Source organism: Pseudomonas sp. PDM15, from assembly GCF_014851565.1.
Classification (GTDB): Bacteria; Pseudomonadota; Gammaproteobacteria; order Pseudomonadales; family Pseudomonadaceae; genus Aquipseudomonas.
In genome coordinates this window covers 79673-98041 of sequence record NZ_JACVAA010000005.1, presented here as the reverse complement: position 1 = coordinate 98041, position 18369 = coordinate 79673, and the positions used below count along the sequence as shown (strand labels likewise).

Below are 18369 nucleotides of genomic sequence, written 5' to 3'. Positions count from 1 at the left end.
TGTGGGCCAGCACTGTGCCCTTGTGACCGACTTAGAAGCGCAGCACCAGGGTCTTCAGTGGCGGCTGGCCGTCGCGCGAGGGGAAGTCGGCAGCGGGGACGATCTGCTCGCATTCGCGCACCGGGCGACCGAGTTTCTCGGCGCAGCGCAGCACCTGCGGGCGCCAGTCGTCCATCGCCACTTTCGCCAGGTTGTTGCAGCAGATCAGCACGCCGTCCTCGGCAGTGGCGAGGATCGCCGGCTTGAGCAGACTCTGGTAGTCGCGCAACAGGTCGACGGTGCCGAATGCGCTCTTGGCCCAGGCCGGCGGGTCGAGCAATACCAGGTCGAACTGGCGCTGTTCCAGGCGCGGGTAGCTCGGCAGCTTGTGCCCGCGACGGGCGGCAATGGGCAGGCCGGCCAGCTGGCGGATGGCGGGAAAGTAGTCGGACTGCACGAAGTCCATCGCCAGTCCCGGATTAAGCGCCACGTTCTCGCGGCCCACCGCCAGGTTGCCCTCGGCGAAGTCCAGGTTGAGCACTTCGCGCGCGCCACCGGCCGCGGCGCACAGGCCGACGCCGCAGGTGTAGGCGAACAAGTTGAGCACGCTCTTGCCGGCGCTGTTGGCCTTGACCCAGCCGCGGGCGTTGCGCAGGTCGAGGAACAGCAGCGGGTCCTGGCCCGGATGGCGGCCGCGTACCCGGTAGTTGAGTCCCCATTCATGGCCGATCTGGTCTTCCAGCGCCTCGGGCGTGGCCTGGTACACCGGGTCGCGGCGGTCGACGCGCGAGTTGCCGCCGGAGCGGTCGTTGTAGACCAGTTGCAGATCGAGGTCGAGGCGCTGGTTGATGGTTGCGTGCAGGGCGAGCAGGGCATCGCTTTCCAGCGTCTGATGGAAGCTCTGCACCATCAGTTGCGGGCCGTAACGGTCGATGGTGAGGCCGGGTGCGCCTTCCTGGCTGCCATGGAACAGCCGGTAGCAGTCGGTCTGCTGCTGGTGCAGCTCTGCCAGCAGGGGCTGGCGGGCATCGAGGGCGGCGGAGAGCGCCTGGTCGAGAGAGGACATGGCGGCGTCTCGGAACGGAGGGCGCGCAGTTTACCAAGAAAAACGCCGGCTCTAGGCCGGCGTTGGTCTCGTCGCGAGTCGGATCAGGCGCGTTCGATCGCCAGGGCTACGCCCTGGCCGCCGCCGATGCACAGGGTGGCGAGGCCCTTCTTGGCATCGCGCTTGATCATCTCGTGCAGCAGGGTCACCAACACGCGGCAGCCGGAGGCGCCGATGGGGTGGCCGAGGGCGATGGCGCCGCCATTGACGTTGACCTTGGCCGCGTCCCAGCCCAGCTCCTTGCCCACCGACAGGGCCTGGGCGGCGAAGGCCTCGTTGGCCTCGATCAGGTCGAGGTCGGCCAGCTGCCAGCCGGCTTTCTCCAGGCAGCGCTTGGTCGCCGAGACCGGACCGATGCCCATGATCGCCGGGTCGACGCCGGCGTTGGCGTAGGCGGCGATCTTGGCCAGCACCGGCAGGCCCAGGGCCTTGGCTTTGTCGGCGCTCATCAGCAGCACAGCGGCGGCGCCGTCGTTGAGGCTGGAGGCGTTGCCGGCGGTGACGCTGCCGTCTTTCTTGAATGCCGGTTTGAGGCTGGCCAGGCTTTCTGCGGTGGTGCCGGCGCGCGGCTGCTCATCCTTGGCGAAGCTGACCGGGTCGCCCTTGCGCGACGGGATCAGGATCGGGGTGATCTCGTCATTGAAGCGGCCGGCCTCGATGGCGGCCACGGCCTTCTGCTGGGAGGCGGCGGCGAAGGCGTCCTGCTGCTCGCGGCTGATGGCGTATTTGTCCACCAGGTTCTCGGCGGTGATTCCCATGTGGTAGTCGTTGAAGGCATCCCACAGTCCGTCCTGGATCATGGTGTCGACCAGCTTGCCGTGGCCCATGCGCTGGCCGGTGCGGGCGGCGGGCATGACGTAGGGCGCCAGGCTCATGTTCTCCATGCCGCCGGCGACGATCACCTCGGCGTCGCCGCAACGGATCGCCTGGGCGCCCAGATGCAGTGCCTTGAGGCCGGAGCCGCAGACCTTGTTCAGGGTCAGGGCCGGTACGGCATTAGGCAGGCCGGCCTTGATCGAGGCCTGGCGGGCGGTGTTCTGCCCGGCGCCGGCGGTCAGCACGTGGCCGAGGATCACCTCGTCGACTTCGCTGCCATTGATGCCGGTTTGCTCCAGCAGGCGTTTGATCACCGCAGCGCCCAGGTCGACGGCGGGCACGCCGGCCAGGGAGCCCTGGAAGCTGCCGATGGCGGTGCGGGTGGCGGCGACGATGACGACTTCTTGCATGACGGGCTCCTCGAAATCGGTGCGCGCACGGTGGCGCGACGGGGGCGCTATGGTGGCATAGCCGATTCGATCCCGGCCAGTGCCGGAGCCGACCGCTCAGTCGCGTGGCGGCAGGCCCATGCGCTGGCGTGCGCGATGCACGGCGCCGCCGCGCACGGCCCAGCGCAGCGTCGGAGCCAGGCTGTTCACCCCGGCGCGGATGGCGTGGCTGCGGGCCGGGCCGATTGGTGTGTCGAGCATGGCCTGGGCCCAGTCCGGCAGCAGGTCAAAGCCGGCCTGCATCAGTAGCTTGCCCACTGGTACGGCCAGGGCGCTGGGTGCCGGCGCGCCCTGCAGGATGCGCAGGATCTCCCGCGAGCGTTCGTCACACAGCAGCTGCGGGCGCACGCCATCGAGGTAGGCGGCGACTTCGGCGCGCGAGCGTGGCACGTTCTCGGCACCGAGGCGTTCGGCGATCAGCGCCACCTCGGCGTAGTAGCGGTCCCGGTCGACCTCGCTGAGCTGCGGGTTGCAATAGCGCAGGTGGGCGGCAAGGAAGCTGGAGACTTCGGCCACGTGTACCCAGGTCAGCAGGGCCGGGTCGCTGGCCGCGTAGGGGCGGCCGTCCGGCGCGGTGCCGACCACCTTGAGGTGAATGGTTCGCACCTTGTCGATCAGCCACTCGGCATCGCGGCGCGAGCCGAAGGTAGTGCCGGAGATGAATTGGCCGGTACGGCGTAGGCGGCCGATCAGGTCTTCGCGGAAATTCGAGTGGTCCCACACGCCTGACAACGCCAGCGGGTGCAGGGCCTGCAGCAGCAGGGCGCTGATGCCGCCAACCATCATGCTGGTGAAGTCGCCATGCACGCGCCAGCACACCGCGTCGGGGCCGAACAGGCCGGGGTCGCCCTGGGGCTGGCTGAAGTCGATCTGGGCGAGAACGATACCGCTGAGGCTGAGGACCTGGGCTTCGATGCGGCGGCGGAGGAATTCCATGGAGCGACTCTACGACAGCGGAGAGCGGGAGCCGGGTGGCTCCCACAGTGTGCCGCGATTCTACCGGTTCAGGCGCTGCTCGATCAGGCTGTCAACCACCGACGGGTCGGCCAGGGTCGAGGTGTCGCCCATGTTGTCCAGCTCGTTACAGGCGATCTTGCGCAGGATGCGCCGCATGATCTTGCCCGAACGGGTCTTGGGCAGGCCCGGCGCCCACTGGATCATCTCCGGCTTGGCGAAGCTGCCGATCTCCTTGCCGACCAGGGCCAGCAGATCCTTCTTCAGCTCGTCGGAGGGCTCCAGGCCCTTCATGGTGGTGACGAAGGCGTAGATGCCCTGGCCCTTGAGGTCATGCGGGTAACCGACCACGGCAGCCTCGGCCACCGCGTCGTGCAGCACCAGGGCACTTTCCACCTCGGCGGTGCCGATGCGGTGGCCGGAGACGTTGATCACGTCGTCGACGCGGCCGGTGATCCACCAGTAGCCGTCCTCGTCACGGCGCGCGCCGTCGCCGGTGAAGTAGTAGCCGGGGTAGGGCTTGAAGTAGGTGTCGATCATCCTCTGATGGTCGCCGTAGACGCTGCGGATCTGGCTCGGCCAGCTGGCCTTGATCGCCAGCACGCCGGCGCCGGGGCCGCTGATTTCCTTGCCCTGCTCGTCGAGCAGCACCGGCTGCACGCCGAAGAACGGACGGGTGGCGGAGCCGGGTTTGAGGTCCGTTGCGCCGGGCAGCGGGGTGATCAGGATCGAGCCGGTCTCGGTCTGCCACCAGGTGTCGACGATCGGGCAGCGCTGCTCGCCGACCACGTTGTAGTACCACTCCCAGGCTTCCGGGTTGATCGGCTCGCCCACCGAGCCGAGCAGGCGCAGGCTGGAGCGGTCGGTGGACTTCACGGCAGCCTCGCCCTCGCGCATCAGCGCGCGCAGGGCAGTCGGCGCGGTGTAGAAGATGTTCACCTGGTGCTTGTCGATCACCTGCCAGAAGCGCGAGGCGTCCGGGTAGTTCGGCACGCCCTCGAACATCAGGGTGGTGGCGCCGTTGGCCAGCGGGCCGTAGACGATGTAGCTGTGCCCGGTGACCCAGCCGACATCGGCGGTGCACCAGTAGATATCGCCTTCGTGGTAGTCGAACACGTACTTGTGGGTCATCGCCGCGCCCAGCAGGTAGCCGCCGGTGCTGTGCAGCACGCCCTTGGGTTTGCCGGTGCTGCCGGAGGTGTAGAGGATGAACAGCGGGTCTTCGGCGTCCATCGGCTCGGCCGGGCAGTCGGCGCTGGTCTCCTTGAGGGCCTGGTGGTACCAGAGGTCGCGGCCTTCCACCCAGGCGATCTCGCCCTGGGTGCGCTCGACCACCAGCACGGTGCTGACGTTCGGGCAGCTCTGCAGGGCCTTGTCGACGTTGTTCTTCAGCGGGATGTACTTGCCGCCGCGCACGCCCTCGTCGGCGGTGATCACGGTGCGGCAGTCTGCATCGAGGATGCGGTCGCGCAGGGCGTCCGGGGAGAAGCCACCGAACACCACCGAGTGGATGGCGCCAATACGGGTGCAGGCCAGCATGGCGTAGGCCGCCTCCGGCACCATGGGCATGTAGATGCACACCCGGTCGCCCTTCTTCACGCCGCGGCTCTTGAGCACGTTGGCCAGGCGGCTGACGTTGTGGTGCAGCTTGTTGTAGGTGATGTGCGCCGACTCGGCCGGGTTGTCGCCTTCCCAGATGATGGCGATCTGTTCGCCGCGTTTCTCTAGATGGCGGTCGATGCAGTTGTAGGCGACGTTGAGCTGACCGCCTTTGAACCACTGCGCCTCGCCCTTGGCCAGGTCGCTGTGATGCAGCTGGTCCCAGGGCTTGAACCAGTGCAGGAACTGCTTGGCCTGCTCGCTCCAGAACTCTTCCGGCTGCTCGATGGACTGGCGGTAGAGACGCTGGTAGGCCTCGTTGTCCAGGTACGCACGCTGGCGAACCGCATCCTTGACCGGGTGAAGGCTGATTTCGAACATGGCGGGGTCCTTGTCTTGTTGTTGATCCACGATGCCGGCTAGGGTGTACCAAGCATCTGCTCGGTTCAAGCCTCGGCGTTCAGGCATGGTGTGCGCGAGCGCGCAGGCCGCCCTTGTAGGTTCGGCAATCGACCGGGAAGGCAGTTCCGGGCTGGCGCCGGCGGCGCTAACGATAGCAGTGCGGGGAGGGCCGGCTGGCGGTGGCAGAAACGGTCGCCGGGCGTTGCGCCCGGCGACTGGCGGCGCGCCTCAGCCGCGGTGACGACCGCGGAAGAAGTCGATCAGGCCCTGGGTCGAGGCGTCCTCGGCCGGCGCCGCATCCCAGGCGGTGAGGCGCTGGTAGACGCCCTTGCCGAGGTCCTTGCCCAGCTCCACGCCCCACTGGTCGAAGGCGTTGATTCCCCAGATCACGCTCTGCACGAACACCTTGTGCTCATACATCGCCACCAGCGCGCCGAGGCGCCGCGGGCTGATGCGCTCAAGCACCAGGGTGTTGCTCGGGCGGTTGCCGGGGATCACCTTGTGCGGCGCCAGGCGTTGCACTTCGTCCTCGCCCAGGCCCTTGGCGCGCAGTTCGGCCTCGGCCTCGTTGCGACACTTGCCGAGCATCAGCGCCTGGCTCTGCGACAGGCAGTTGGCGTACAGCCACTGGTGATGGTCGGCCACCGGGTTGTAGCTGACCACCGGCACGATGAAGTCGGCCGGAATCAGCGGGGTGCCCTGGTGCAGCAGCTGGTGGTAGGCATGCTGGCCGTTGCAGCCGACGCCGCCCCAGATCACCGGGCCGGTCTCGACGCTCACCGGGCTGCCGTCCTGGCGCACGCTCTTGCCGTTGGACTCCATGTCCAGCTGCTGCAGGTGCTTGGTGATGTTCCGCAGGTAGTGGTCGTACGGCAGGATGGCGTGGCTCTGGGCGCCCCAGAAGTTGCCGTACCAGACGCCGAGCAGGGCCAGCAGCACCGGCATGTTCTTGTCGAAGCTGGTGCTGCGGAAATGGTTGTCCATGCTGTAGGCGCCGGACAGCAGCTCCTTGAAGTTGGACATGCCGATGGCCAAGGCAATCGGCAGGCCGATGGCCGACCACAGCGAGTAGCGCCCGCCGACCCAATCCCACATCGGGAAGATGTTCTTCTCTCGGATGCCGAACTCGATGGCCGCCTGGTTGTTACTGGTGACGGCGATGAAGTGACGGTACAGCTTCTCCTCCGTGCCGCCACGGGCCAGGTACCAGGAGCGGGCGGCCTGGGCGTTCTTCAGGGTTTCCAGGGTGCCGAAGGATTTCGACGAGACGATGAACAGGGTGGTTTCGGCGTTCAGCTTGGCGGCCAGTTCATGGAACTCGCTGCCGTCGATGTTGGCCAGGTAGTGGCAGCGCACGCCGTGCTGGGTGAACGGCAGCAGCGCCTCGGAGACCAGTTGCGGGCCGAGGAAGGAGCCGCCGATACCGATGTTGACCACGTCGGTGATGGTCTTCTCGCTGTAGCCGCGCCACAGGTTGCTGTGGATGCGCCCGACGATGTCGGTCATCTGGTTGAGTACGCGGTGCACGTCCGGCATCACGTTGGCGCCGTCGACCATGACGCAGTCGCCGATGGGGCGGCGCAGGGCGGTGTGCAGGGCCGGGCGATCTTCCGAAGAGTTGACTCGTTCGCCGTTGAACAGGGCCTCGATGGCCTCCTGCAGACCGGCTTCCTTGGCCAGGTTGACCAGCAGCGTGCGGGTCTCCTCGCTGAGCAGGTTCTTCGAATAGTCGAGGAAGATACCGCTGGTGCTCATGGAGAAGCGCTCGAAACGCTTGGCGTCGCTGGCGAATGCGTCGCGCATGCTGAAGTCCTGCATGGCCTGGCGGTGTTGGCGCAGGGCCTGCCAGGCGGGCAGGGTGGTGACGTCGAGCGGTTGCTGGTAGTACGCCATGGGTGGCAATTTCCTTGTTATGCGGCGTTTCGGGCATTAAAAAGCCCGGAGATTCCGGGCTTGGAGTGTAGCGGGACGCGACCCGTTCAGGCGACTTGCACGGGAATCGCGTTGCTGGTGTGGCTCAGTTCGCCATCGGCACCCATGTACAGCACGCGGGGTTGGAAGTTGGCCAGCTCGGCCTCGCTGTAGTGGGCGTAGGCGCAGATGATCACGCGGTGACCGACGCCGGCCTTGTGCGCGGCAGCGCCGTTGACCGAGATGATCTTCGAGCCTTCCTCGCCGCGGATGGCGTAGGTGGTGAAGCGTTCGCCGTTGTCGATGTTGTAGATCTGGATCTGCTCGTACTCGCGAATGCCGGACAGGTCCAGCCACTCGCCGTCGATGGCGCAGGAGCCTTCATAGTCGAGCACCGCATGGGTGACGATGGCGCGGTGCAGCTTGGCCTTGAGCATGATGGCGTGCATGACTATTTCCCTCTCGGAATACGGCGGCGGCAGAGTGTGCCCGAACCCCCGAGGGGGTTCAAGACCAGGCGATGTGCGGGTTACAGCTCGAGCGTCAGGTTATCGATCAGGCGCGTGTTGCCCATGAAGGCGGCGCCCAGGATCACCAGTTGGCGGTCGTCGGCCTGGGCCGGACGCAGGCTCAGCGCTTCGCGAATCTCCAGGTAGTCGGGGCGGAAGCCGGCACTGGCCAGGCTGGCCTGACCGCGCTCGATCAGTTGGGCGAAGTCACGGCCACCGGCGCGGATGGCCTCGGCCAACTGCTGCAGGGTGCGATACAGGGCTGGCGCGGCATCGCGCTGCTCGGCGCTCAGGTAGCCGTTGCGCGACGACAGGGCCAGGCCGTCCTCGGCGCGCACGGTTGGCTCGCCAATGATCTGCACCGGCATATTCAGGTCGCGCACCAGGGTGCGGATCACCGCCAGTTGCTGGAAGTCCTTCTCGCCGAACACGGCGAGGTCCGGCTGGACCATATTGAACAGCTTGGTCACCACCGTGGCCACGCCCTCGAAGTGGCCGGGGCGGCTGGCGCCGCAAAGGCCCTCGGAGACACCCGGCACGCCGACGCGAGTCTGGCCGTCCTGGCCGTGGGGATACATCTCCTCAACGTCCGGGTGGAACAGTAGGTGGCAACCGGCGGCGACCAATTTCTCCTGGTCGGCGGCCAGGGTGCGCGGGTACTTGGCCAGGTCTTCGCTAGGGCCGAACTGCAGCGGGTTGACGAAGATGCTGGCGACCACGAAGTCGGCGCGCTGGCCGGCCTTCTCCACCAGGGCCACGTGGCCTTCGTGCAGGTTGCCCATGGTCGGCACGAAGGCGATGCGCTTGCCCTCGCCACGCGCGCGCGCCACGGCGGCGCGCAGTTCCAGTACGGTCTTGACGGTGTTCATGCGGAGAATCCGTGTTCCTCGGCGGGGAAGCTGACGTCCTTCACTGCGCGTACATAGGCGGCGAAGGCGGCCTGGACGCTGGGCTGGCCTTCCATGAAATTCTTCACGAACTTCGGTGCGCGGCCGGTCAGGGACAGGCCGAGCATGTCGTGCATCACCAGTACCTGGCCGTCGGTGGCTGCGCCTGCGCCGATGCCGATCACCGGGATCTTCACCGACTGGCTGATTTCGGCGGCCAGTTCGCTGGGCACGCACTCGAGCAGGAGCATGGCGGCACCGGCCTGTTCCAGGGCCATGGCGTCGGCGCGCAGCTGGCGCGCTGCGGCATCACCGCGGCCCTGCACCTTGTAACCGCCGAATACGTTGACCGCCTGCGGCGTCAGGCCCAGATGGGCACACACCGGCACGCCGCGCTCGGCCAGCTGGCGGACCGGCTCGGCCAGCCAGCTCGCGCCTTCCAGCTTGATCATGTGGGCGCCGGCCTGCATCAGAGCGGCGCTGCTGGCGAAGGTCTGTTCCAGGGTGGCGTAGGCCATGAACGGCAGGTCGGCGAGGATCAGCGCGCCCTGGTTGCCGCGCTTCACTGCGGCGGTGTGGTAGGCCATGTCGGCCAGCGACACCGGCAGGGTGCTGTCGTGGCCTTGCAGGACCATACCCAGGGAGTCTCCCACCAGCAGCACTTCCACACCGGCCTGGCAGGCTGCCTGGGCGAAGGTGGCGTCGTAGGCGGTGAGCATGGCGATCTTCTCGCCCTTCTGCTTCAGGCCCAGCAGGGTGCTTACGGTTACATCAGGCATTTGGAGATTCCTCATCAGCGGGCCGGATACGGCACTTGTGGCGCCTGCTCTGGGCCTCTTGGACGGCACTCTCTGCACCGCCTCGGGGCAACGGGACGCCTATAGTCCCGATGGGGGGGCGTGAAGTCAATCACGGGTGTTACCGCGCTGTTACGGCGTTACCGGCGCTGCGCTTACAGGCGCTCCAGCCCCTCGTAGGGGCAGGCGGCCAGCAGCTGCTCCAGGCTGCGCCCGTCGGGCAGCTGCAGCTGCGGGGCAATCTCGGCCAGCGGGTAGAGGACGAAGGCGCGCGCATGCATGTGGTAGTGCGGCACGGTCAGGCGCTCCTCGGCGAGGATGCGCGAGCCGAATAGCAGGATGTCCAGGTCCAGGGTGCGTGGCCCCCAGCGCTCGGCCTTGCGCACGCGGCCCTGCTCCAGTTCGATGCGTTGCAGGGCGTCGAGCAGCTGCAGCGGTGCCAGTTCGGTATCCAGCGCGGCCACGGCATTGACGTAGCGCGGCTGGTCCGAGGGACCCAGCGGGTCGCTGGCATAAAAGGAGGAAGTGGCGACCAGATTGCTGTGCGGCAGCTCGGCGACGGCTGCGAGCGCGGCCCGCAGCTGCTGGTGCGGCTCGGCCAGGTTGCTGCCGAGGCCGATATAGACCCGTTCCACTTATTCGCCGGCCGGGGCTTCGCTGCGCGGTCCGCGGCGACGGTTGCGCCCGCCGCGCCGGCGTTTGCGCGCCGGAGCGCCGCCTTCGCCGTCTTCTTCCTGGCGATTGCCGAGCTCGCGGATCATGCTGCGGCGCTCGCTGTCGCTGGCGTCCTGGTAGTCGGTCCACCAGTCGCCGAGGCCATCGGTCTGCTCGCCGGCGTCTTCGCGCAGGAGCAGGAAGTCGTAGCCTGCGCGGAAGCGCGGATTCTCCAGCAGCAGGTCGGCGCGCTTGCCTTGGCGGCGCGGCAGGCGTTCCTGCATGTCCCAGATCTCGCGGATCGGGATGGTGAAGCGCTTGGGAATGGCGATGCGCTTGCACTGCTCGACGATCAGGTCGTGTGCCGCCTCCTGCATGGCCGGGATCGGCGGCATGCCGCGCGCCTGCAGTTGCGCCGCGCGGGCCGGAATGGCCGGCCAAAGCAGGGCGGCGAAGAGGAAGGCAGGCGTCACCGGCTTGCCCAGGGCGATGCGCTCGTCGGTATTGGCCAGGGCCTGACGGATCAGGTCGCCGGCGTACTCCGGGTCGCGCTCCAGGGCCTTGGCGCTGGCCGGGAACAGCGGGGCGAACAGGTCGTACTCGACCAGCAGCTCAAAGGTGCGCTCGGCGCGGCCGGCGAGGAACAGCTTGAGCACTTCCTCGAACAGGCGTGCGGCCGGAATGTCGCGCAGCATCGGCGCCAGGCGGCGGATCGGCGCGGCGCTGTGCTTCTCGATCTCGAAGCCGAGCTTGGCGGCGAAGCGCACGGCACGCAGCATGCGCACCGGGTCTTCCAGATAGCGCTGCTCGGGGTCGCCGATCAGGCGGATCAGGCGGTTGCGGATGTCGTGCACGCCGTGGGCGTAGTCCAGCACGCGCTCGCCGCTGACGTCGAAATACAGGGCGTTGATGGTGAAGTCGCGGCGCTGGGCGTCGCTCTCCAGGGTGCCGTAGACGTTGTCGCGCAGGATGCGGCCGCTCTCGTGGCGTGCCGACTGGTGGCTGTCTTCCTCGTCATCGCCCTGCGGGTGATTGCTGCGGAAGGTGGCCACTTCGATGATCTCGCGGCCGAAGTGCACATGGGCCAGCTTGAAGCGGCGGCCGATCACCCGTGCATTGCGGAACTCGGCGCGCACCTGCTCGGGGGTGGCGCTGGTGGCCACGTCGAAGTCCTTCGGCTGCACGCCGATCAGCAGGTCGCGAACGCAGCCGCCCACCAGATAGGCCTGGTAGCCGGCCTTCTGCAGACGATCCACCACGCCCACCGCATTGCGGCTGAACTGGCCACGCTGCAGCGAATGCTGGCGGGGGCCGAGCACTTCAGGCGTGCTGCGAGGACGGGCTTGGCGCTTGAGCGGCGAACGAAGGGACTTGAACAGCTTTTTCAGCATGAGAGGCACTGTTTGCAGGAATAAGCGGCCGGAAATGCCGGTAACCGCACGATTGGCGCGGATTCTAGCATTGGGAAGAAGAATGGTGGAGAAGGCAGGCTGGGGAAGGCGAGAGGGGTGAAGCGACTGGGGGAGCCGAGGCTCCCCCCCAAATAGGTGCGTGCTTTGTTTTTGTTATTGTGTCGGGCCTGTTGTTTTTGTTGTAGGCCCGTTTTAGGTATCCCAAGCTGGGTACCAGGAGCAAACGGATTGCTTTGGATGCTGATATTGCCGTGGTCTTTCCGTGACCCAACCAGTACAGGCTCTGCTTTAGTGCAGTTTTTGTTGTTCTCAGCCTGGTCGTGGGGCGAACCCCAAAGGCACATCCTCTCCAAAAGAATCAGTTAGCTGCGCCTCCGCGTTATTGTTTTTGTTGTGCTGGAGTCGTTCTGTATTGTTTTTATTATTGAAGCTTGAAACGTTTTTTATTGTTGTTGTGCCAGAGATAAAGCAGAAGCCGTGCCAGTTTTTGCGAGTCCTTGTTTTTCAAGGGGTTAGCGATATCGGCGGCAATGAGGAGACATAAAAAAGCCGGGTTCTCGTTACCGATGAACCCGGCTTTTGTTACGCGATGTTTGATCGGGGTAACAGCTGCGGAACCATCCGCCCGCAGCTCTGTCTCCGCGCAGCAGGCTCAGCCTGCCGCGGCGCCGGACTTGCGCCGCGGAATGCCCAGGCGCTGACGACGTTCCCACAAGCACTTGCGGCTGATGCCCAGCTTGCGTGCCAGTTCGGTCTCGGTCATGTGGTCCTGGTGCTCGAGCACGAAGTGCTGGAAGTAGTCCTCCAGCGACAGGTCTTCGGTCGGCTCGTGGTTATTCACTGCACCGGAGGGCATAGACTGCTCGCCGAAGTCATCGTCGCTCAGGTCGTCCAGCTCGATGTCGATGCCCAGCAGCTCGGCGGAGATCTCGTTGCCCTCGCAGAGGATCACCGAGCGCTCGATGGCGTTCTCCAGCTCGCGCACGTTGCCCGGCCAGGGGTAATGGCGGATCGCCTGCTCGGCATCGTGAGCGAAGCGCAGTCCCTCGCGGCCCATGCGCACGCACTGGCGGGCGAGGAAGGCCAGAGCGATTTCCACCACGTCGGCGCCGCGCTCGCGCAATGGCGGCAGCTTGAGCGCGATGACGTGCAGGCGGTAATAGAGGTCCTCGCGGAACTGGCCGGTCTTGGCCAGCGTCTTCAGGTCGCGGTGGGTGGCGGCGATCAGGCGCACATCCACCTTCTGCGATTGCACCGAGCCGACCCGGCGGATCTCGCCCTCCTGCAGAACACGCAGCAGGCGGGCCTGGGCTTCCAGCGGCAGCTCGCCAATCTCGTCGAGGAACAGGGTGCCGCCATCGGCCGCTTCTACCAGGCCGGCGCGGCCGGCGCTGGCGCCGGTGAAGGCGCCTTTCTCGTGGCCGAACAGTTCGGACTCGATCAGGGTTTCCGGGATCGCCGCGCAGTTCACCGAGATCAGCGGCGCCTTGGCGCGCTTGGACAGGTTGTGCAGGGCGCGGGCGACCAGCTCCTTGCCGGTGCCGGACTCGCCCTGGATCAGTACATTGGAGTCGGTGGGGGAAACCTTGCGGATCTTGCCGTAGAGATCCTGCATGGCGGCGCAGGAGCCGATGATTCCGATGTCGCCCTCGGCCGCAGCGCTGCTGGCCTTGCCGTTGGTCTTGCTCGGCGCTTCGCTGGGCGGATTGCGGCGGGCCTCCTGATTATCGCGCAGGATGCGCGCCACGGCCTGGAGCATTTCGTCGTGGTCGAAGGGCTTGGCGATGTAGTCCACCGCGCCCATCTTCATCGAGTCCACCGCCGAGCGCAGGCTGGCGTAGCTGGTCATGATCAGCACCGGGGTACCTTCGGCCAGCTTGATCAGTTCGGTGCCGGGGGCGCCGGGCAGGCGCAGGTCGCTGACCACCAGATCGAAGCCGGAAACGCTGTAGCGCTCCTGGGCTTCCTGCACCGAACCGGCCTCGCTGACCTGGTACTGGTTGCGTTCCAGCAGGCGGCGCAGGGCGGAGCGGATGATGGTTTCGTCTTCGACGATGAGGATATGGGGCATTGATTCTCTCTCGACGGTCTCCGAATCCGCGCGGGGCGCTTCACGGGCTCTCGGCGGTTCTAGGTCACTACTCAGGTCGCTACGGACGTCGCTTCGACATAGCGCGGCAGGGTAACGCGGAATCGAGTTCCGCGCTGGCGTTCGGGGTCGGCCGGGCTGTCGATGGTGATCTGCCCATAATGCTCTTCCACGATCGAATAGACCAGCGCGAGCCCCAAACCGGTGCCCTTGCCCGGATCCTTGGTGGTGAAGAAGGGCTCGAACAGGCGGTCCATGATCGCCTGCGGAATGCCCGTGCCTTCATCTTCGACTATCAGTTCCACGCTCTGCTCCGTGGCCTCGCTGGTCACCCGGATGGCGCCGCCGACCGGCGAGGCATCGCGGGCATTGGACAGCAGGTTGATCAGCACCTGGGCCAGGCGCTGCGGGTCGCCCTTGGCCAGATGGTCGGGATCGCACAGGTTGAAGAACTGCACCTCGGTGCTGTTGCGGTTCAGCGACAGCAGGCCGATGGCGTCCTGTGCCACGTCGGCCAGGCTCACCGGATACTCGGCGCGCTGCTGCTGGCCGGCATGGGCGAAGTTCATCAGCGACTGGACGATGCGCGAGATGCGCTTGGTCTGGTCGAGGATCTGCGTGCTCAGCTCGTCCACTTCCTCGTCGCCCTCGCGTTCCTCGCGCAGGTTCTGCGCCAGGCAGGCGATGCCGGTGACCGGGTTGCCGATCTCGTGGGCCACGCCGGCGGCCAGGCGTCCGATGCTGGCCAGGCGCTCGGAGTGCACCAGCTGGTCTTCCAGCACGCGGGTCTCGGTAACGTCCTCGACCAGCAACACCAGGCCGCTGTTGCCCGGGGCCAGCGGCTCGTCGATGGCGGCCTTGTGCAGGTTGAGCCAGCGCACTTCGCCATCCAGCGCCAAATGCTGTTTGTGCAGGTGTTCCTCGCCCTGCTCGATGAAGTCCTTGAGCAGGCTGCGCCAGGGTTCGTCCAGGCTGAGCAGGCGCGAGCCGACCACCTGTTGCGCGCTGATGTCGGTCAGCTCCTCCATGGCGCGGTTCCACATCAGCACCTCCTGGTCCTTGGCCAGGGAGCACACGCCCATCGGCAGTTCCTGCAGGGTCTGGCGGTGGAAGCGGCGCAGGGCGTCCAGCTCGGCGGCCAGGCCGGTGAGGCGCGACTGGTAATCCTCCAGGCGGCTCTCGATGAAATGGATGTCCTCGCTGACGTAGGCCTCGCTGCCGGACTTGTAGGGCAGGAAGGTCTCGACCATGTCCTGGGCCACGCTCGGGCCCATCAGGCCGGACAGGTTGGCCTCGAGGCGGTCGCGCAGGCGGCGCAGGGCGTAGGGGCGGCGCTCGTCGAAGGGCAGGTGCAGGTCGCGCAGGGCTCGCTCCACTTCCTTCTGCGCGGTGACCGCGCCGAGCGGTTTGGCCAGCTCGGATGCGAATTCCTGCGGCGAGCCGGCCAGCAGCTCGCGGCGCTGTGGGCGGCGCACGTTGTCCACGGTGCAGGCTTCGGCGGCGCTCTTCTCCTCGTCGCTGCCCTCGGTGAACAGCGAGACCAGGGTGAACACCAGCACGTTGGCCGCCAGCGAGCCGACGGCGGCCAGGTGCCAGCTGTTCTCGTCGAGCACGTAGACGATGTCGAACCACGGCAGGTGCACGCCCTGCAGATTGCTGACCAGCGGCACCAGCATGCTCACTGTCCACACGGCGATGCCGGCCAGCAGGCCGGCGATGAAACCCCGATGGTTGGCGGTGGGCCAGTACAGTACCGAGAGCACACCCGGTAGGAACTGCAGGGTGGCGACGAAGGCGACGATGCCGAGGTTGGCCAGGTCCTGCTCGGCGCCGAGCAACAGGTAGAAGCCGTAGGCGGCCGCGATGATGGCGAGGATCAGCGCGCGGCGCGTCCACTTCAGCCAGCGGTAGATATTGCCTTCCGCGGGCGGCTGATACAGCGGCAGCACCAGGTGGTTGAGCGCCATGCCCGACAGCGCCAGGGTGCTGACGATGATCAGGCCACTGGAGGCGGACAGGCCGCCGACATAAGCGAGCAACGCCAGGTTGCGGTCGCCGACGGCCAGGCCCAGACCCAGGGTGAAGTATTCCGGGTTGGTGGTGGCGCCGATCTTCAGGCTGGCCCAGAGGATCAGCGGTACCGACAGGCTCATCAGCAGCAGGAGCAGCGGCAGGCCCCAGCTGGCGCTGACGATGGCGCGTGGGTTGAGATTCTCGGTGAAGGTCATGTGGTACATGTGCGGCATGACGATGGCCGAGGCGAAGAACACCAGCAGCAAGGTGCGCCAGGGGCCTTCCTGTAGCGGGGTGTGCAGGGTGGTCAGCGCATGCTGGTTCTGCAGCAGCCACTGCTCCAGTTCGCCGGGGCCGCCGAACACGCCGTACAGGGCGTACAGGCCGATGCCGCCGAGGGCGCCCAGCTTGACCACCGATTCGAATGCGATGGCGAACACCAGGCCCTCGTGCTTTTCGCGGGTGGCGATATGGCGTGCGCCGAAGAGGATGGTGAACAGGGTGATCAGCGCGCAGAAGCCGAGGGCGAAGCGATCCTGCAGCGGCTCGCGGGTGAGGATGCCGATGGAGTCGGCCACCGCCTGGATCTGCAATGCCAGCAGCGGTAGCAGGCCGACCAGCATGAACAGGGTGGTGAGCACGCCGGCCCAGGTGCTGCGGAAGCGGAAGGCGAACAGGTCGGCCAGCGACGACAGCTGATAGGTGCGGGTGATGCGCAGGATCGGGTAGAGCAGCACCGGGGCCAGGAGGAAGGCGCCGGTCACCCCCAGGTAGCTGGCGAGGAAGCCGAAGCCGTACTGGTAGGCCAGCCCGACGGTGCCGTAGAAGGCCCAGGCGCTGGCGTACACACCGAGCGACAGGGTGTAGGTCAGCGGGTGGCGGATGATCCAGCGCGGGATCAGGCCCTTCTCGCTGACCCAGGCCACGCCGAATAGCAGCAGCAGGTAGGCGGAGCTGATCAGGATCAGCTGGCTGAGTTCAAAGCTCGTCGGCATCGCGCTGGCTCTGCAGTATCAGGGTGACGACGATGAGGATCAGCCACAGCAGGTACGGCCTGTACCAGGCGCCATTGGGATCGATCCACCAGTCCATGATGGCGGGGGAGAACAGGTAGATGCCCACCACCAGGATCAGTACCAGTCGGTAGATGTACATAGGTCGGGTCCGTACGGAATGACCGGATGGTACGGGAGCGCGCGATGGCGGGGAAGCCGCTGGCCCCATTGGTGAACGCGTCTGACCTGTTCAGTCAGCGTAGCTGGGCTTCCGCCAAGGTCCGGCTGCGCGGAATTCGCGTGGCGTCCCAGTGGGCGATGCCCCAGGCCAGTACCTCGTGCGGCGTGGCACCGGCCAGCTCGGCCGGTGGCTGCTGGCCGAGCGCGCGCAGGGCGCGGGTCAGCAGTGGTGGCGCCTGGTCGGCCGGCAGCGGTGGCGAGCGGTAGCTCTTGCCCAGCTTGTGGCCATCCGGCTGGATGATCAGCGGCACGTGCAGGTAGCGCGGTTGTGGCAGGCCGAGCAGCTCCTGCAGGTACAGCTGGCGCGGCGTGGAGTCGAGCAGGTCGGCGCCGCGCACCACGTCGGTCACGCCCTGCCAGGCATCGTCCAGCACCACGGCCAGCTGGTAGGCGAACAGGCCATCCTTACGCCGAATGACGAAGTCGCCGACCTCACGGCCCAGGTGCTGGCGGAACTCGCCCTGCACGCGGTCGGTGAAGCGGTACTCCAGCTCCGGCACGCGCAGGCGGATGGCGGACTCAAAGTCGGCATGGCCGGCGTTGCGGCAGGTGCCGGGGTAGATGCCGCCCGAACCTTCCAGCTGCTTGCGTGAGCAGGTGCAGGCGTAGGCCAGGCCCTGGCTGAACAGGCGCTCGATCAGCGCGGCGTATTCGTGGTGCCGCTCGCTCTGTCGCACCTGTTCGCCGTCCCACTCGAAGCCGTACAGCTCCAGGCTACGCAGGATCGCGTCCTGGGCGCCGGGCACCTCGCGCGGTGGATCGAGGTCTTCCATGCGCAGCAGCCACTGGCCGCCGACACTGCGTGCGTCCAGGTAGGAGGCGAGGGCCGCGACCAGCGAGCCGAAGTGCAGGTAGCCACTGGGCGTGGGGGCGAAGCGCCCGATATAGGAGGAGTCTTTCATGGGCGGGAGGCTATCGGCTGGAGCCTTGCGGCGCCAGCCCGCTTATCGGTAGCCGGAAATGCAACGGGGCGCCTTAGCGCCCCGTCCGGAATCAGGAACCGATCTGCTTTTCCTTGATTTCCGCCAGCGTCTTGCAGTCGATGCACAGGGTCGCGGTCGGGCGGGCTTCGAGGCGGCGGATGCCGATCTCCACGCCGCAGGAATCACACCAGCCGTAATCGTTGTCTTCGATCAGCTGCAGGGTCTCGTCGATCTTCTTGATCAGCTTGCGCTCGCGATCACGGGCGCGCAGTTCGAGGCTGAACTCTTCTTCCTGGCTGGCGCGATCGGCCGGGTCCGGGAAGTTGGCGGCTTCGTCCTGCATGTGGTGCACGGTGCGATCCACTTCCTGCATCAGCTCCAGCTTCCACTTGTTGAGAATGCTGGTGAAGTGAGCACGCATCGGATCGCTCATGTACTCCTCGCCCTTCTTCTCTTTGTAGGGTTCGAAGCCACGAATCAGCTGGTTGCCGTTCTGTTTTGCTTTGGTGGGCATGGATGACCGCCTCTCACTCTCTCTGATCCATTGCGCAGGATCTGTTCCTTTGCCGGCTCGGACACCGGGCCTGCGGCTGCAAGCGGGCGAACTTACCAGATCGATTCCGGCGAAGCTACTC

15 protein-coding genes are annotated in these 18369 nt (G+C 66.5%); all 15 read right to left on the bottom strand.

All coding sequences use genetic code 11. From position 1 onward, the window contains the following. Positions 1–31 precede the first annotated feature (31 nt). The 15 genes from IB232_RS15090 to dksA all read right to left on the bottom strand — a co-directional run bounded on the left by IB232_RS15090 (position 32) and on the right by dksA (position 18248). On the bottom strand, positions 32–1045 hold the full coding sequence (locus tag IB232_RS15090; protein WP_192399440.1) for a class I SAM-dependent rRNA methyltransferase: 1014 nt from the start codon (positions 1043–1045) through the stop codon (positions 32–34). Positions 1046–1128: 83 nt separating this feature from the next. Then, complete coding sequence (locus IB232_RS15085) at positions 1129–2310, bottom strand: acetyl-CoA C-acetyltransferase (RefSeq protein ID WP_192399439.1); 1182 nt, start codon at positions 2308–2310, stop codon at positions 1129–1131. Positions 2311–2406: 96 nt separating this feature from the next. Continuing rightward, positions 2407–3285, bottom strand: coding sequence for an oxygenase MpaB family protein (locus IB232_RS15080; RefSeq protein ID WP_192399438.1), 879 nt, complete (start codon positions 3283–3285; stop codon positions 2407–2409). 60 nt (positions 3286–3345) lie between these two features. Continuing rightward, the gene (gene acs, locus IB232_RS15075; RefSeq protein ID WP_192399437.1) at positions 3346–5283 is read right to left on the bottom strand and encodes an acetate--CoA ligase; all 1938 of its coding nucleotides are present in this window, start codon (positions 5281–5283) and stop codon (positions 3346–3348) included. A 249-nt stretch (positions 5284–5532) separates the two neighbouring features. Then, on the bottom strand, positions 5533–7197 hold the full coding sequence (gene pgi, locus IB232_RS15070) for a glucose-6-phosphate isomerase (RefSeq protein WP_192399436.1): 1665 nt from the start codon (positions 7195–7197) through the stop codon (positions 5533–5535). A gap of 86 nt (positions 7198–7283) precedes the next feature. Then, complete coding sequence (gene panD, locus IB232_RS15065; protein ID WP_137971053.1) at positions 7284–7664, bottom strand: aspartate 1-decarboxylase; 381 nt, start codon at positions 7662–7664, stop codon at positions 7284–7286. Between the two features lie 80 nt (positions 7665–7744). After that, complete coding sequence (gene panC, locus IB232_RS15060; protein ID WP_192399435.1) at positions 7745–8593, bottom strand: pantoate--beta-alanine ligase; 849 nt, start codon at positions 8591–8593, stop codon at positions 7745–7747. Then, positions 8590–9390, bottom strand: coding sequence for a 3-methyl-2-oxobutanoate hydroxymethyltransferase (gene panB, locus IB232_RS15055; RefSeq protein WP_192399434.1), 801 nt, complete (start codon positions 9388–9390; stop codon positions 8590–8592). Before panB ends, panC begins: the two co-directional genes overlap by 4 nt. Positions 9391–9563: 173 nt before the next feature. Then, a complete protein-coding gene (folK, locus tag IB232_RS15050; RefSeq protein ID WP_192399433.1) occupies positions 9564–10043 on the bottom strand; it encodes a 2-amino-4-hydroxy-6-hydroxymethyldihydropteridine diphosphokinase in 480 nt (159 codons plus the stop codon). Beyond that, complete coding sequence (locus IB232_RS15045) at positions 10044–11453, bottom strand: polynucleotide adenylyltransferase PcnB (protein ID WP_192399432.1); 1410 nt, start codon at positions 11451–11453, stop codon at positions 10044–10046. Between the two features lie 673 nt (positions 11454–12126). Continuing rightward, positions 12127–13545, bottom strand: coding sequence for a sigma-54-dependent transcriptional regulator (locus IB232_RS15040; RefSeq protein WP_192399431.1), 1419 nt, complete (start codon positions 13543–13545; stop codon positions 12127–12129). Between the two features lie 71 nt (positions 13546–13616). Next, positions 13617–16571 (bottom strand): sensor histidine kinase, encoded by a 2955-nt coding sequence (locus IB232_RS15035; RefSeq protein WP_192399430.1) that lies wholly within the window; start codon positions 16569–16571, stop codon positions 13617–13619. Continuing rightward, complete coding sequence (locus IB232_RS15030; RefSeq protein WP_137971060.1) at positions 16555–16731, bottom strand: hypothetical protein; 177 nt, start codon at positions 16729–16731, stop codon at positions 16555–16557. The genes IB232_RS15035 and IB232_RS15030 overlap by 17 nt, the downstream gene beginning before the upstream one ends. 94 nt (positions 16732–16825) lie before the next feature. Beyond that, entirely contained in the window at positions 16826–17713 is an 888-nt protein-coding gene (gene gluQRS, locus IB232_RS15025; RefSeq protein ID WP_192399429.1) for a tRNA glutamyl-Q(34) synthetase GluQRS, read from the bottom strand. Between the two features lie 91 nt (positions 17714–17804). Further along, positions 17805–18248, bottom strand: a complete 444-nt coding sequence (dksA, locus tag IB232_RS15020) for an RNA polymerase-binding protein DksA (RefSeq protein ID WP_021700399.1) — start codon at positions 18246–18248, stop codon at positions 17805–17807. Between the last annotated feature and the right edge of the window lie 121 nt (positions 18249–18369).